The organism is Pseudomonas sp. HLT2-19-2 (genome assembly GCF_054898005.1).
The window spans coordinates 5541433-5557992 of sequence record NZ_CM142712.1; the positions used below are offsets into that span (position 1 = coordinate 5541433).

Consider the following 16560-nt stretch of genomic DNA (forward strand, 5'->3'; position numbering starts at 1 on the left):
GTCAGCTTCCCCTTAACCGCGAGCCTTGGCTGCTGGACGTACAACCAAGTTGCCGCCAGTAGCGCCAGGAACAGCGCCCTTGACCAACAACAGATTGCGTTCAGCGTCCACGCGCACTACTTCGAGGGACTGCACGGTCACGCGCTCAGCGCCCATATGACCGGACATTTTTTTGCCCTTGAATACACGACCAGGAGTCTGGCACTGGCCGATAGAGCCTGGAACGCGGTGGGACACGGAGTTACCGTGGGTATTATCTTGCCCGCGGAAGTTCCAACGCTTGATCGTACCCTGGAAGCCTTTACCTTTGGACTGACCGGTTACATCAACCAGTTGACCAGCGGCGAAGATTTCAGCGTTGATCAGATCGCCGGCCTGGTACTCGCCTTCTTCAAGACGGAATTCCATTACGGTACGACCAGCGGCAACGTTCGCTTTAGCGAAGTGGCCAGCTTGAGCAGCTGTAACACGCGAAGCACGACGCTCGCCTACAGTGACTTGCACTGCACGATAGCCATCGGTCTCTTCAGTTTTAAACTGGGTGACGCGATTCGGCTCGATCTCAATGACCGTGACCGGAATGGAGACACCTTCTTCGGTGAAAATACGGGTCATACCGCATTTACGACCGACTACACCAATAGTCATGTTGTAAACCTCATGAGTGTACGGGGCTTTCACCCGCTATGGCCGCCCATTTCAGAGCGTTACACGACTAAGACCGAGTCTTAGCCGAGGCTGATCTGCACTTCCACACCGGCCGCAAGATCAAGCTTCATAAGCGCATCAACGGTTTTATCCGTTGGCTGGACGATGTCCAGAACGCGCTTATGAGTACGGATCTCGTACTGGTCACGCGCGTCTTTGTTGACGTGCGGGGAGACCAGAACGGTGAACCGCTCTTTACGGGTAGGCAGTGGAATTGGACCACGCACTTGAGCACCAGTACGTTTCGCGGTTTCCACGATTTCCTGGGTGGATTGGTCGATCAGGCGATGGTCAAAAGCCTTCAACCTGATACGGATTTGCTGATTTTGCATTGGATTTCAGACTCCGGCTGCTATTCCCACCGAGCGCAATACGCCCGTTAAAAGGAGGCGCAATTCTATAGACGGGCCAACCGAGTGTCAACCCAATAAAAAAGCCCCCGCAAGCGGGGGCTTTTTCATCAATCAACGCTTAGGCGATGATTTTGGCTACGACGCCAGCGCCGACGGTACGACCGCCTTCACGAATAGCGAAACGCAGACCATCTTCCATTGCGATGGTTTTGATCAGGGTGACAACCATTTTGATGTTGTCGCCCGGCATTACCATTTCAACGCCTTCCGGCAGCTCGCAGTTACCGGTCACGTCAGTGGTCCGGAAGTAGAACTGTGGACGGTAGCCTTTGAAGAACGGAGTGTGGCGACCGCCTTCTTCTTTGCTCAACACGTACACTTCAGCTTCGAAGGTAGTGTGCGGCTTGACCGAACCTGGCTTGACCAGAACCTGGCCACGCTCAACGTCGTCACGCTTGGTACCGCGCAGCAGCACGCCGCAGTTCTCGCCAGCACGACCTTCGTCGAGCAGCTTACGGAACATTTCAACGCCAGTGCAGGTGGTGACAACAGTGTCACGCAGACCAACGATTTCCAGCGAGTCCTGAATCTTGACGATACCGCGCTCGATACGGCCAGTTACAACAGTACCGCGACCAGAGATCGAGAATACGTCTTCGATTGGCATCAGGAACGGCTTGTCGATAACCCGAACCGGATCTGGAATGTAGCTGTCCAGAGTCTCAACCAGTTTACGAACGGCAGTGGTGCCCATTTCGTTGTCGTCTTGGCCGTTCAGAGCCATCAGAGCCGAACCGATGATGATCGGAGTGTCGTCGCCCGGGAAGTCGTAAGTGCTCAGCAGATCGCGCACTTCCATCTCTACCAGTTCCAGCAGCTCAGCGTCGTCAACCATGTCAGCCTTGTTCAGGAAGACAACGATGTACGGAACGCCAACCTGACGGGACAACAGGATGTGCTCACGGGTTTGTGGCATCGGACCATCAGCGGCCGAGCAAACCAGAATAGCGCCGTCCATCTGAGCAGCACCGGTGATCATGTTCTTCACATAGTCAGCGTGACCTGGGCAGTCAACGTGAGCGTAGTGACGGATCAACGAGTTGTATTCAACGTGCGAAGTGTTGATGGTGATACCACGAGCCTTTTCTTCCGGAGCGCTGTCGATTTTGTCGAAAGCAACAGCGGCCGAACCGAAAACTTCGGAGCAGACACGAGTCAGAGCAGCAGTCAGCGTGGTTTTACCGTGGTCAACGTGACCGATGGTGCCAACGTTAACGTGCGGGAGGTCACGTACAAATTTTTCTTTAGCCACGACAATTAACTCCTAGCCTAAAGGGGCTGAATCAGCCTTGTTTTTTGGTAACAGTTTCGACGATATGCGACGGAGCTGTATTGTATTTTTTGAATTCCATAGAGTAGCTTGCACGACCTTGGGACATGGAGCGAACGTCGGTTGCGTAACCAAACATCTCACCCAACGGAACCTCGGCACGAATCACTTTGCCGGAAACCGTGTCTTCCATACCCAGGATCATGCCGCGACGACGGTTAAGGTCGCCCATCACGTCACCCATATAGTCTTCAGGCGTAACAACCTCTACCGCCATGATCGGCTCAAGCAACTCACCACCGCCCTTCTGGGCCAGTTGCTTGGTCGCCATGGAAGCGGCCACCTTAAACGCCATCTCGTTGGAGTCGACGTCGTGGTAAGAACCGTCAAACACGGTAGCCTTCAGGCCGATCAGCGGATACCCGGCGACAACGCCGTTCTTCATCTGCTCTTCGATACCCTTCTGGATAGCCGGGATGTATTCCTTAGGAACCACACCACCCACTACTTCGTTCACGAATTGCAGACCTTCCTGACCTTCGTCAGCAGGCGCAAAACGAATCCAGCAGTGACCAAACTGGCCACGACCGCCGGATTGACGAACGAACTTACCTTCGATTTCACAGTTCTTCGTGATGCGCTCACGATAGGAAACCTGAGGCTTACCGATGTTGGCTTCGACGTTGAACTCACGGCGCATCCGATCAACCAGGATGTCCAGGTGCAACTCGCCCATGCCGGAGATGATCGTTTGACCAGTCTCTTCATCAGTCTTGACGCGGAAAGATGGATCTTCCTGAGCGAGTTTGCCCAGAGCGACACCCATTTTTTCCTGGTCGTCCTTGGTCTTAGGCTCTACGGCAACCGAAATAACCGGCTCCGGGAAGTCCATACGAACCAGGATGATTGGCTTGTCACCGTTGCACAAAGTTTCACCAGTGGTGACGTCCTTCATGCCGATCAAGGCCGCGATGTCACCAGCGCGTACTTCCTTGATTTCTTCACGGGCGTTTGCGTGCATTTGCACCATACGACCCACGCGCTCTTTCTTGCCTTTGACCGAGTTGATCACGCCGTCACCGGAGTTCAACACGCCCGAGTAAACACGGACGAAGGTCAAGGTACCCACGAATGGGTCGGTGGCAATTTTGAATGCCAGAGCGGAGAACGGTTCGCTGTCATCTGCATGACGCTCCAGCTCGATAGTCTCGTCATCCGGGTCAGTACCCTTGATGGCAGGAATATCAACAGGTGCAGGCAGGTAATCGATAACGGCGTCGAGAACCAGGGGAACACCCTTGTTCTTGAAGGAAGAACCGCAAACAGCCAGAACGATCTCACCAGCGATAGTACGCTGACGCAGAGCGGCCTTGATTTCCTCGTTGGTGAGCTCTTCACCTTCGAGGTACTTGTTCATCAGCTCTTCGCTGGCTTCGGCCGCAGCTTCAACCATGTTGCCACGCCACTCGTCAGCCAATTCCTGCAGTTCAGCAGGGATAGGCTTGCGAACGGGAACCATGCCTTTGTCAGCGTCATTCCAGTAAACAGCTTCCATGGCCATCAGATCGATCTGACCCTGGAAGTTGTCTTCGGAACCGATAGCCAACTGGATTGGCACCGGGGTATGACCCAGACGCTGCTTGATCTGACCGATCACGCGCAGGAAGTTCGCACCAGCACGGTCCATCTTGTTTACGTAAACAAGACGCGGAACGCCGTACTTGTTGGCCTGACGCCATACGGTTTCCGACTGAGGCTCAACGCCCGAGGTACCACAAAACACAACAACCGCGCCGTCGAGAACACGCAGGGAACGCTCAACTTCAATGGTGAAGTCAACGTGGCCCGGGGTGTCAATGACGTTGAAGCGGTATTGGTCTTTGTGCTGCTTCTCGGAACCCTGCCAGAAGGCGGTAATAGCAGCAGAAGTAATGGTAATACCACGCTCCTGCTCCTGAACCATCCAGTCTGTGGTCGCGGCGCCGTCATGCACCTCGCCCATCTTGTGACTTTTGCCAGTGTAAAAAAGGACGCGCTCGGTGGTGGTGGTTTTACCAGCATCCACGTGAGCAACGATACCAATGTTACGGTAGCGATTAATCGGTGTTGTACGAGCCATAAAGCCCTCGCAAAATTAGTGACGCTAAAATTAGAAGCGGTAGTGCGAGAAAGCTTTGTTAGCTTCAGCCATACGGTGCACGTCTTCACGCTTCTTAACTGCAGCACCTTTACCTTCAGCAGCGTCCAACAATTCGCCAGCCAAACGCAGGGCCATAGACTTCTCGCCGCGCTTACGGGCGAAGTCTACCAACCAGCGCATTGCCAGAGCGTTACGACGGGACGGACGAACTTCGACCGGAACCTGGTAAGTAGCACCGCCTACACGGCGCGACTTTACTTCGACCAGCGGAGCGATGGCGTCGAGAGCTTTCTCGAAGATTTCCAGGGGATCGCTGTTCTTGCGTTCTTTAACCTTGTCCAGCGCGCCATAAACGATACGCTCGGCAACGGCTTTCTTGCCGCTTTCCATAACGTGGTTCATGAACTTGGCCAGGATTTGGCTTCCGTATTTTGGATCGTCAAGCACTTCGCGCTTGGCTGCTACGCGTCTTCTTGGCATGGATAAGCCCTCAAACGGTCTTCAGGTTCGCTCGGAATCGGCCCCCTTTCGGGACGCCTCCGACCTTACTCTTATCGACTCAGAAAAATAGAAAATCAGTTTTTACAAAAAGCCACTACTACTTAGGCTTCTTGGTACCGTACTTCGAACGACCCTGGTTACGACCTTTAACGCCGGAAGTATCCAAAGAACCGCGCACGGTGTGGTAACGAACACCTGGCAAGTCTTTTACACGACCGCCGCGGATCAGTACCACGCTGTGCTCTTGCAGGTTGTGGCCTTCACCGCCGATGTACGAGGAAACCTCGAAACCGTTGGTCAGACGCACACGGCATACTTTACGCAGTGCCGAGTTAGGTTTTTTCGGCGTGGTGGTATACACACGGGTGCATACGCCACGACGTTGCGGGCAGTTCTGCAGCGCAGGCACGTCGGATTTCTCGACGATACGCTTACGCGGCTGACGTACCAGCTGGTTGATAGTTGCCATCTACTAGCTCCACTGTTGTCTTGCGACGCTATTGTCTTGCAAGAAAAGCAAAATGGCAGGAACGAATTCCCGCCAAATTTAGGGGTACAAGAGTCTAAAGAGGATCTTGCCCCCAGTCAAGGCAAGGCCCCAACCTCCGCGCTTATCCAATCCCGACAAATTGTCTCGATTCGATTAACGGAGAGGCCGGGGCCTTACGCTTATTTACTGCAGAACTCAGTTACCGCTCGAGTTCAGTGCTTCGGTCAGTGCAGCTTCCACTTCACTGGCGCTCACGCGCAACGGTTTGTCCGCTTCACGGCGACGCTTGCGCTCGCTGTGATAAGCCAGACCGGTACCGGCCGGGATCAGACGACCCACGACCACGTTTTCTTTCAGGCCGCGCAGGTAATCGCGCTTGCCGGTTACCGCCGCTTCGGTCAGTACGCGAGTGGTTTCCTGGAAGGAAGCCGCCGAGATGAACGATTCGGTGGACAACGACGCCTTGGTGATACCCAACAGCACGCGAGTGAACTTGGAAACGAATTTCTCGTCGCCCGCCAGACGCTCGTTCTCTACCAGAACGTGAGTCAATTCCATCTGGTCGCCCTTGATGAAAGTGGAATCGCCGGATTCAGCGATTTCAACTTTACGCAGCATCTGACGCAGGATGGTCTCGATGTGCTTGTCGTTGATCTTCACGCCTTGCAGACGATAAACGTCCTGGATCTCGTTCACGATGTACTTGGCCAGCGCACTCACACCCAGCAGACGCAGGATGTCGTGTGGATCGCTCGGGCCGTCGGAGATAACTTCGCCGCGGTTTACCTGTTCGCCTTCGAAGACGTTCAGGTGACGCCACTTCGGAATCAGTTCTTCGTACGGATCGCTACCGTCGTTCGGGGTAATGACCAGACGGCGCTTGCCTTTGGTCTCTTTGCCGAACGCGATGGTGCCGCTGACTTCAGCCAGAATCGAGGCTTCTTTCGGACGACGGGCTTCGAACAAGTCGGCAACACGCGGCAGACCACCGGTGATGTCGCGAGTTTTCGAAGTTTCTTGCGGAATACGAGCGATAACATCACCGATCGCGATTTTCGCACCGTCTGCCACGCCGACCAAGGCGTTGGCAGGCAGGAAATACTGAGCAATTACGTCGGTACCCGGCAGCAAGAGATCCTTGCCGTTGTCATCAACCATCTTCACAGCAGGACGGATATCTTTACCGGCAGCTGGACGGTCTTTGGCGTCGAGTACTTCAATGTTGGTCATACCGGTCAATTCGTCAGTCTGACGCTTGATCGTGATGCCTTCTTCCATGCCCACGTAGGTCACGGTACCTTTCATTTCGGTAACGATTGGGTGAGTGTGCGGATCCCACTTGGCCACGATTGCGCCAGCGTCGACCTTGTCACCTTCTTTAACCGAAATCACAGCACCGTACGGCAGCTTGTAACGCTCACGCTCACGACCGAAGTCATCAGCGATTGCCAGCTCACCGGAACGGGACACAGCAACCAGGCAACCATCCACTCGCTCAACGTGCTTCAGGTTATGCAGACGGACGGTACCGCCATTCTTCACCTGAACGCTGTCTGCAGCAGAGGTCCGGCTTGCCGCACCACCGATGTGGAACGTACGCATGGTCAGCTGGGTACCCGGCTCACCGATGGACTGGGCAGCGATAACGCCGACCGCTTCACCGATGTTCACCTGGTGACCACGAGCCAAGTCGCGGCCGTAGCACTTGGCGCAAATACCGTAGCGCGTTTCACAGCTGATCGGCGAACGCACGATCACTTCATCGATGCTGTTCAGCTCGATGAACTCAACCCACTTCTCGTCTACCAGCGTGCCGGCAGGAACGATGATTTCTTCGGTCCCTGGCTTGTACACGTCACGGGCAATAACACGACCCAATACGCGCTCACCCAACGGCTCAACAACGTCACCGCCTTCAATGTGCGGAGTCATTACCAGGCCATGTTCGGTGCCGCAATCGATCTCGGTCACAACCAGATCCTGCGCCACGTCCACCAGACGACGAGTCAGGTAACCGGAGTTCGCAGTTTTCAACGCGGTATCCGCCAAACCTTTACGAGCACCGTGAGTGGAGATGAAGTACTGAAGTACGCTCAAACCTTCACGGAAGTTCGCAGTAATCGGCGTTTCAATGATGGAACCGTCCGGCTTGGCCATCAGGCCACGCATACCGGCGAGCTGACGGATCTGCGCAGCAGAACCCCGTGCGCCCGAGTCGGCCATCATGTACATCGAGTTGAAGGACTCTTGGTCGACTTCGACGCCATGACGATCGATGACTTTCTCTTTCGAGAGGTTGGCCATCATCGCCTTGGAAACTTCGTCGTTCGCCTTGGACCAAAGGTCGATCACTTTGTTGTACTTCTCGCCCTGTGTTACCAGGCCGGAGGCGTACTGACTTTCGATCTCTTTCACTTCATCAGTGGCAGCACTGATGATGCGGGCTTTTTCATCAGGAATAACGAAGTCGTTAACACCGATGGAAACGCCGGAAATGGTCGAATAGGCAAAACCGGTGTACATCAACTGGTCAGCGAAGATCACGGTCTCTTTCAAACCAACCACGCGGTAGCACTGGTTGATCAGCTTGGAGATCGCCTTTTTCTTCATCGGCTGGTTGACGACGTCGTACGACAGGCCAGGTGGAACAACCTGGAACAACAGCGCACGGCCGACAGTGGTGTCGACGATACGGGTGTTCTTGACGCTGCCACCATCACGATCGTTAACGGTTTCGTTGATCCGCACTTTGACCTTGGCGTGCAGTGCGGCTTCGCCAGCACGGAACACACGGTCAACTTCCTGCAGATCCGCGAACACACGACCTTCGCCCTTGGCGTTGATCGCTTCACGAGTCATGTAGTACAGACCCAATACAACGTCCTGCGACGGAACGATGATTGGCTCACCGTTGGCTGGCGACAGAATGTTGTTGGTCGACATCATCAACGCACGCGCTTCCAACTGGGCTTCCAGTGTCAGCGGTACGTGCACGGCCATTTGGTCGCCGTCGAAGTCGGCGTTGTACGCAGCACAGACCAGAGGGTGCAGCTGGATAGCCTTACCTTCGATCAGTACCGGTTCAAACGCCTGGATACCCAGACGGTGAAGGGTCGGTGCACGGTTAAGGAGAACCGGGTGTTCGCGGATGACTTCAGCGAGAACGTCCCAAACTTCTGGCAGCTCGCGCTCGACCATCTTTTTGGCAGCTTTGATGGTGGTAGCGAGACCACGCATTTCCAGCTTGCCGAAAATGAACGGTTTGAACAGCTCGAGAGCCATTTTCTTCGGCAGACCGCACTGGTGCAGACGCAGGGTCGGACCTACGGTAATTACCGAACGGCCGGAGTAGTCAACACGCTTACCGAGCAAGTTCTGACGGAAACGACCTTGCTTACCCTTGATCATGTCAGCCAAGGATTTCAGAGGACGCTTGTTGGAACCGGTGATAGCGCGGCCACGACGACCGTTGTCGAGCAGTGCGTCGACGGCTTCCTGCAACATACGCTTTTCGTTACGCACGATGATGTCCGGAGCGGACAGATCAAGCAGGCGCTTCAAGCGGTTGTTACGGTTGATCACTCGACGATACAGATCGTTGAGGTCGGAAGTCGCGAAGCGACCGCCATCCAGCGGGACCAGTGGACGCAGATCTGGCGGCAGCACCGGCAGAACGGTCAGCACCATCCATTCTGGAAGGTTGCCGGAACCCTGGAAGGCTTCCATCAACTTCAGACGCTTGGACAGCTTCTTGATTTTGGTTTCGGAGTTGGTTTGCGGAATTTCTTCGCGCAGGCGGCCAATCTCGTGTTCCAGATCGATAGCGTGCAGCAGTTCGCGGACAGCTTCGGCACCCATGCGGGCATCGAAATCGTCGCCGAACTCTTCCAGCGCTTCGAAGTACTGCTCGTCGTTGAGCAGCTGACCTTTTTCAAGGGTGGTCATGCCTGGATCGATAACGACATAGCTCTCGAAGTAGAGAACGCGTTCGATATCACGCAAGGTCATGTCCATCAGCAAGCCGATACGCGACGGCAGCGATTTCAGGAACCAGATGTGGGCAACTGGCGAGGCCAGTTCGATGTGCGCCATGCGCTCACGACGAACTTTGGCCAGCGCGACTTCAACGCCGCACTTCTCGCAGATCACACCACGGTGCTTCAAGCGCTTGTACTTACCGCACAGGCACTCGTAATCCTTTACCGGGCCAAAGATCTTGGCGCAGAACAGGCCGTCACGCTCAGGTTTGAACGTACGGTAGTTGATGGTTTCCGGTTTTTTAACTTCACCGAACGACCACGAACGGATCATCTCAGGCGATGCCAATCCAATACGGATGGCGTCGAACTCTTCGACTTGACCCTGGTTTTTCAGCAAATTCAGTAGGTCTTTCAAGGCCTTTCCTCCTGGCGGAGCAGAGAGCGGGCAATCCTGCCCCGCTCTCGATTCGCGTCACGTGTTATTCGGTTTCCAGATCGATATCGATGCCGAGGGAACGAATTTCCTTGATCAACACGTTGAAGGACTCGGGCATGCCCGGCTCCATACGGTGATCGCCATCCACGATGTTTTTGTACATCTTGGTACGGCCGTTCACATCGTCCGACTTCACTGTGAGCATTTCTTGCAGAGTGTAAGCAGCACCGTATGCTTCCAGTGCCCAGACCTCCATCTCCCCGAAACGCTGACCACCGAACTGTGCCTTACCACCCAGCGGCTGCTGGGTAACCAGGCTGTACGAACCGGTAGAACGAGCGTGCATCTTGTCGTCTACCAAGTGGTTCAGCTTCAGCATGTACATGTAGCCAACAGTAACCGGGCGCTCGAACTTGTTGCCGGTACGGCCGTCAGTCAGCTGCATCTGGCCGCTTTCTGGCAGATCTGCCAGTTTCAGCATGGCCTTGATTTCGCTTTCCTTGGCGCCGTCGAACACTGGAGTGGCCATTGGAACGCCGCCACGCAGGTTCTTCGCCAGATCCAGGATTTCCTGGTCGGAGAAGCTATCCAGATCTTCGTTACGACCGCCGATCTGGTTGTAGATCTCGTCGAGGAATTTACGAAGCTCAGCGACTTTGCGCTGCTCTTCGATCATCCGGTTGATCTTCTCGCCCAAGCCTTTAGCCGCGAGGCCCAGGTGGGTTTCAAGGATCTGACCAACGTTCATACGCGAAGGTACGCCCAACGGGTTGAGGACGACGTCGACCGGGGTGCCATTGGCATCGTGCGGCATGTCTTCAACCGGCATGATCACAGAGACCACACCTTTGTTACCGTGACGACCGGCCATCTTGTCGCCCGGCTGGATGCGGCGACGGATTGCCAGGTAAACCTTGACGATTTTCAGCACGCCTGGAGCCAGGTCATCGCCCTGCTGCAGTTTGCGCTTCTTGTCTTCGAACTTGTCGTCCAGCAGACGGCGGCGATCAACGATGTAGGCCTGAGCCTTCTCGAGCTGCTCATTCAGAGCATCTTCAGCCATGCGCAGTTTGAACCACTGACCATGCTCAAGACCGTCGAGAACTTCGTCGGTGATTTCCTGACCTTTCTTCAGACCGGCGCCACCTTCGGCTTTGCGGCCGACCAGAGCGGAGCGGAGACGTTCGAAAGTGGCGCCTTCAACGATACGGAACTCTTCGTTCAGATCCTTGCGGATCTCGTCGAGTTGAGTCTTCTCGATGGACAGAGCACGAGCATCACGCTCGACGCCGTCACGGGTGAAGACCTGTACGTCGATGACAGTGCCCTTGGTGCCGGTAGGCACGCGCAGGGAGGTGTCTTTAACGTCGCTGGCTTTTTCACCGAAGATGGCACGCAACAGCTTCTCTTCCGGAGTCAGCTGGGTCTCGCCTTTCGGAGTGACTTTACCTACCAGAATGTCGCCTGCGCCAACTTCGGCACCTACATAAACGATACCGGCTTCGTCCAGTTTGTTCAGCGCAGCTTCACCCACGTTCGGGATGTCTGCAGTGATTTCCTCTGGCCCAAGCTTGGTGTCACGCGCCACACAGGTCAGTTCCTGAATGTGGATCGTGGTAAAGCGATCTTCTTGAACAACTCGTTCCGACAGGCAGATGGAGTCTTCGAAGTTGTAACCGTTCCAGGCCATGAACGCGATGCGCATGTTCTGACCCAGTGCCAGTTCACCCATGTCGGTGGACGGGCCGTCAGCCATGATGTCGCTACGCTGAACCCGATCACCTTTACGCACCAGCGGACGCTGGTTGATGCAAGTGTTCTGGTTGGAGCGGGTGTATTTGGTCAGGTTGTAGATGTCGACACCAGCTTCGCCGGTTTCAACTTCGTCATCAGCAACACGAACCACGATACGGCTGGCATCAACGGAGTCGATCACGCCGCCACGACGAGCCACGACGCAAACGCCGGAGTCACGAGCTACGTTACGCTCCATGCCGGTACCGACCAGCGGCTTGTCAGCGCGCAAGGTTGGTACAGCTTGACGCTGCATGTTCGAACCCATCAACGCACGGTTGGCGTCATCGTGCTCGAGGAACGGGATCAGCGACGCTGCAACCGAAACTACCTGCTTCGGAGAAACGTCCATCAGGGTGACGTCTTCCGGCGCCTTGACGGTGAACTCGTTCAAGTGACGAACAGCTACCAGCTCGTCGATCAGCATTTTCTTGTCGTTCATCGTGGCCGAAGCCTGAGCGATCACGTGATCAGCTTCTTCGATGGCGGACAGGAACACGATCTCGTCGGTGACCAGAGCGTCTTTCACCACTCGGTACGGGCTTTCGAGGAAGCCGTACTGGTTGGTGCGCGCATAGGCGGCCAAGGAGTTGATCAGGCCAATGTTCGGACCTTCCGGCGTTTCAATCGGGCATACACGACCGTAGTGAGTCGGGTGTACGTCACGAACTTCAAAGCCGGCACGCTCACGAGTCAAACCGCCAGGGCCGAGTGCAGATACACGACGCTTGTGGGTGATCTCGGACAGCGGGTTGTTCTGGTCCATGAACTGGGAAAGCTGGCTGGAACCGAAGAACTCTTTCACCGCCGCAGCCACTGGCTTGGCGTTGATCAAGTCTTGCGGCATCAGGCCTTCGCTTTCAGCCATCGACAGACGCTCTTTGACCGCACGCTCAACACGTACCAGGCCAACGCGGAACTGGTTCTCGGCCATTTCGCCTACGCAGCGAACACGACGGTTACCCAGGTGGTCGATGTCATCGACGATGCCTTTACCGTTACGGATGTCGACCAGAGTCTTCAAAACCGCGACGATGTCTTCTTTGCACAACACGCCCGAACCTTCGATCTCGGTACGACCGATACGACGGTTGAACTTCATCCGGCCGACCGCAGACAGATCATAGCGCTCAGGGCTGAAGAACAGGTTGTTGAACAGAGTCTCGGCAGCGTCTTTGGTTGGTGGCTCGCCCGGACGCATCATGCGATAGATCTCGACCAGCGCTTCCAATTGGTTGCTGGTGGAGTCGATCTTCAGAGTGTCGGAGACGAACGGACCGCAGTCGATATCGTTGGTGTACAGAGTTTCGATGCGAACAACCTGGGACTTGGCGATTTTCGCCAGGATCTCGGTGTTCAGCTCGGTGTTGCACTCTGCCAGGATTTCGCCGGTTGCCGGATGCACAATGACCTTGGCGGTAGTGCGACCCAGGACGTAGTCCAGAGGCACTTGCAGCTCTTTGATCCCGGCTTTTTCCAGTTGGTTGATATGGCGAGCAGTGATACGACGACCCTGCTCGACAATAACCTTGCCTTTGTCATCGAGGATATCGATGGCAGCGATTTCACCACGCAGGCGCTGAGGCACCAGTTCCAGGTTGAGGTTTTCACCCTGCACATGGAAGACGTTGGTGGTGTAGAACGCGTCGAGCACTTCTTCAGTGGTATAGCCGAGCGCGCGCAGCAGTACCGATGCAGGCAGCTTGCGACGACGGTCGATACGCACGAATACGCAGTCTTTCGGGTCGAACTCGAAGTCCAGCCACGAACCGCGATAAGGAATGATGCGCGCGGAGTACAGCAGTTTGCCGGAGCTGTGCGTCTTGCCACGGTCGTGGTCGAAGAACACGCCCGGGGAACGGTGCAGCTGGGAAACGATTACACGCTCGGTACCGTTGATTACGAAGGTACCGTTCTCAGTCATCAGGGGGATCTCACCCATGTAGACTTCTTGTTCTTTGATGTCCTTGATCGCTTTGTTCGACGATTCTTTGTCGAAAATGATCAGGCGCACTTTTACCCGCAAAGGTACGGCGTAAGTTACACCGCGCAATACGCATTCTTTGACATCAAATGCCGGTTCGCCCAGGCGATAACCGACGTACTCCAGCGCAGCATTGCCGGAGTAGCTGATGATCGGGAAAACGGATTTGAAGGCCGCATGCAGGCCCACGTCGCGGAACTGATCTTTAGTCGCTCCCGCTTGCAAGAATTCACGATACGAATCCAGCTGGATGGCCAGGAGGTACGGCACATCCATGACGTCCGGCAACTTGCTAAAGTCCTTGCGGATACGTTTTTTCTCAGTATATGAGTAAGCCATCAGCGTTCCCCAGCTTGGTCACCTGCTTGTTTGGCCCCTCCCGACGGGAGCAGCCAGAAAATCGTGCAAACCCCATGGTTTGCGCCACCACATCGGGTGGTTACAGCTCGTTATCAGCACCAACCCAGTCGGCTGCCAATAACGGAAAAAGGCCGGTGGCAAGAGCCACCAGCCATCAGCCTTTTGCTTAACGCTTGGGCTGGAGACGCAAAGTCGATGCTTACTTCAGCTCGACTTTAGCGCCTGCTTCTTCCAAGACAGCCTTGGCTTTGTCAGCTGCGTCTTTAGAAACAGCTTCCAGAACCATGCCTGGGCAGCCGTCAACTACAGCCTTGGCTTCTTTCAAGCCCAGACCGGTCAGCTCACGTACAGCCTTGATCACGTTAACTTTCTTCTCGCCAGTCTCAACCAGATTGACGTTGAATTCAGTTTGCTCTTCAGCAACAGCAGCAACAGCAGCTGGACCAGCGGAAGCAGCGGCAGCGGAAACGCCGAACTTCTCTTCCATGGCCTTGATCAGCTCAACGATTTCCAGAACGGATTTTTCGCCGATTGCTTCGATGATTTGGTCGTTAGTCAGAGACATGACTATAAATTCCTGTATTGGGGTGACAGCCTACGCGGCCATCGAAATAAACAATAAACGCTGAAAGGAGTCGCTCAGCCTTAGGCTGCGGCAGCTTCTTTCTGGTCGCGAAGAGCCGCCAGAGTACGAGCCAATTTGCTGGTTGCGCCTTGAATCACGCTCATCAGCTGGGAAATTGCTTCGTCACGGGTCGGCAGGCTTGCCAGTACGTCGATCTGATTAGCTGCGAGGAACTTGCCCTCGAACGCAGCTGCCTTGATCTCGAACTTATCCTGACCTTTTGCGAACTCTTTGAAGATACGGGCAGCAGCGCCCGGATGTTCTTTGGAGAATGCAATCAAGGTCGGGCCGGTGAACACGTCGTTGAGCACGTCATATTGAGTGCCAGCAACGGCGCGCTTGAGCAGGGTGTTACGTACAACACGTACGTATACGCCAGCTTCACGAGCCTCTTTACGGAGTCCGGTCATAGCGCCTACTGTTACGCCACGGGCATCAGCCACGACAGCGGACAGAGCAACTTGGGCAGCCTTGTTGACTTCAGCGACGATGGCCTTCTTGTCTTCAAGTTTAATTGCCACGGGAAAAACTCCTGCTTGTTACCGTTTCATCCAACCGAGGTCAGATGTCGTTTTGGTGTCTGATTCGGTAAGGAACCGGGAGCACCATCTGCGTAGGCTTGAGGTTTAAGACTTGCGTCGCCTACGGTCTTGGATAGCCCCCGCCAGGCAGGGACCCCAATCTTTCAATTGGCGCAATCGCTTGCACCAATTTTTGTCTTACGCTTCCAGCGAACCTTGGTCGATGACCAGGCCCGGGCCCATGGTGGTGCTCAGGGTGATGCGCTTGACATAAATGCCTTTCGAGGAAGCCGGCTTGATACGCTTCAGATCAGAGATCAGGGCTTCAACGTTTTCCTTCAGCTTGACGGCATCAAAGCCGACCTTGCCAACGGAGGTGTGGATGATGCCGTTTTTGTCGGTGCGATAACGAACCTGACCAGCCTTGGCGTTTTTAACCGCGGTAGCTACGTCTGGGGTTACGGTGCCGACTTTAGGGTTAGGCATCAGGCCGCGCGGGCCGAGGATCTGACCCAACTGACCCACAACGCGCATTGCATCCGGGGATGCGATAACTACGTCGAAGTTCAGGTTGCCGGCTTTCATTTCGGCAGCCAGGTCGTCCATACCTACACGGTCAGCGCCGGCAGCCAGAGCGGCCTCGGCAGCTGGACCCTGGGTGAACACAGCAACGCGAACAGTCTTGCCAGTGCCGTGTGGCAGCACAGTAGCGCTACGAACGACCTGGTCGGATTTACGCGGGTCAACACCCAGGTTTACAGCAACGTCGAACGACTCGCTGAACTTGACCGTCGACAGCTCAGCCAGCAGAGCAGCAGCGTCTACAAAGTTGTAAGACTTGCCTGCTTCGATTTTGCCGGCGATAGCCTTTTGACGCTTGGTCAACTTAGCCATTACACACCCTCCACGTTAAGGCCCATGCTACGAGCAGAACCGGCGATAGTACGCACGGCTGCGTCCATATCAGCTGCAGTCAGATCCGCGTTTTTGGTTTTCGCGATTTCTTCCAGCTGAGCACGGGTCACAGTGCCAACCTTAACGGTGTTCGGACGAGCGGAACCGCTAGCCAGACCAGCAGCCTTCTTCAGCAGAACCGAAGCAGGGGTAGACTTGGTTTCGAAAGTGAAGCTACGGTCGCTATAGACAGTGATGATCACCGGAGTCGGCAGACCTGGCTCAATACCCTGAGTACGGGCGTTGAAAGCCTTGCAGAATTCCATGATATTCACGCCGTGCTGACCCAGTGCAGGACCAACAGGTGGGCTTGGGTTAGCCTGAGCGGCTTTCACTTGCAGCTTGATGTAAGCGGTAATCTTCTTGGCCATGAGGCACTCCAAT

At 55.2% G+C, this 16560-nt stretch carries 12 protein-coding genes; all 12 read right to left on the reverse strand.

Annotated features, from left to right (window positions below; genetic code table 11):
- Positions 1-12: 12 nt before the first annotated feature.
- Complete coding sequence (gene rplC / locus ACYZTU_RS26115; RefSeq protein WP_003186059.1) at positions 13-648, reverse strand: 50S ribosomal protein L3; 636 nt, start codon at positions 646-648, stop codon at positions 13-15.
- 80 nt (positions 649-728) lie between these two features.
- On the reverse strand, positions 729-1040 hold the full coding sequence (rpsJ, locus tag ACYZTU_RS26120) for a 30S ribosomal protein S10 (RefSeq protein WP_003186070.1): 312 nt from the start codon (positions 1038-1040) through the stop codon (positions 729-731).
- 139 nt (positions 1041-1179) lie between these two features.
- Complete coding sequence (gene tuf, locus ACYZTU_RS26125) at positions 1180-2373, reverse strand: elongation factor Tu (RefSeq protein WP_461966596.1); 1194 nt, start codon at positions 2371-2373, stop codon at positions 1180-1182.
- 31 nt (positions 2374-2404) lie between these two features.
- A complete protein-coding gene (fusA, locus tag ACYZTU_RS26130) occupies positions 2405-4510 on the reverse strand; it encodes an elongation factor G (protein ID WP_461966598.1) in 2106 nt (701 codons plus the stop codon).
- A 30-nt stretch (positions 4511-4540) separates the two neighbouring features.
- Positions 4541-5011, reverse strand: a complete 471-nt coding sequence (rpsG, locus tag ACYZTU_RS26135; protein ID WP_010490886.1) for a 30S ribosomal protein S7 — start codon at positions 5009-5011, stop codon at positions 4541-4543.
- A gap of 118 nt (positions 5012-5129) precedes the next feature.
- A complete protein-coding gene (gene rpsL / locus ACYZTU_RS26140) occupies positions 5130-5501 on the reverse strand; it encodes a 30S ribosomal protein S12 (RefSeq protein WP_002555494.1) in 372 nt (123 codons plus the stop codon).
- Between the two features lie 216 nt (positions 5502-5717).
- Entirely contained in the window at positions 5718-9917 is a 4200-nt protein-coding gene (rpoC, locus tag ACYZTU_RS26145) for a DNA-directed RNA polymerase subunit beta' (protein ID WP_282379310.1), read from the reverse strand.
- A gap of 64 nt (positions 9918-9981) precedes the next feature.
- Positions 9982-14055, reverse strand: a complete 4074-nt coding sequence (rpoB, locus tag ACYZTU_RS26150; RefSeq protein WP_461966600.1) for a DNA-directed RNA polymerase subunit beta — start codon at positions 14053-14055, stop codon at positions 9982-9984.
- Positions 14056-14275: 220 nt separating this feature from the next.
- Positions 14276-14641 carry a 50S ribosomal protein L7/L12 gene (rplL, locus tag ACYZTU_RS26155; RefSeq protein ID WP_461966602.1) on the reverse strand — a complete coding sequence of 122 codons (366 nt, stop codon included), beginning with the start codon at positions 14639-14641 and terminating at the stop codon, positions 14276-14278.
- Between the two features lie 80 nt (positions 14642-14721).
- A complete protein-coding gene (gene rplJ, locus ACYZTU_RS26160) occupies positions 14722-15222 on the reverse strand; it encodes a 50S ribosomal protein L10 (RefSeq protein WP_010467255.1) in 501 nt (166 codons plus the stop codon).
- Between the two features lie 198 nt (positions 15223-15420).
- Positions 15421-16116 carry a 50S ribosomal protein L1 gene (gene rplA, locus ACYZTU_RS26165; RefSeq protein WP_201190738.1) on the reverse strand — a complete coding sequence of 232 codons (696 nt, stop codon included), beginning with the start codon at positions 16114-16116 and terminating at the stop codon, positions 15421-15423.
- Complete coding sequence (gene rplK, locus ACYZTU_RS26170; RefSeq protein WP_282379322.1) at positions 16116-16547, reverse strand: 50S ribosomal protein L11; 432 nt, start codon at positions 16545-16547, stop codon at positions 16116-16118. Before rplK ends, rplA begins: the two co-directional genes overlap by 1 nt.
- Positions 16548-16560 lie beyond the last annotated feature (13 nt).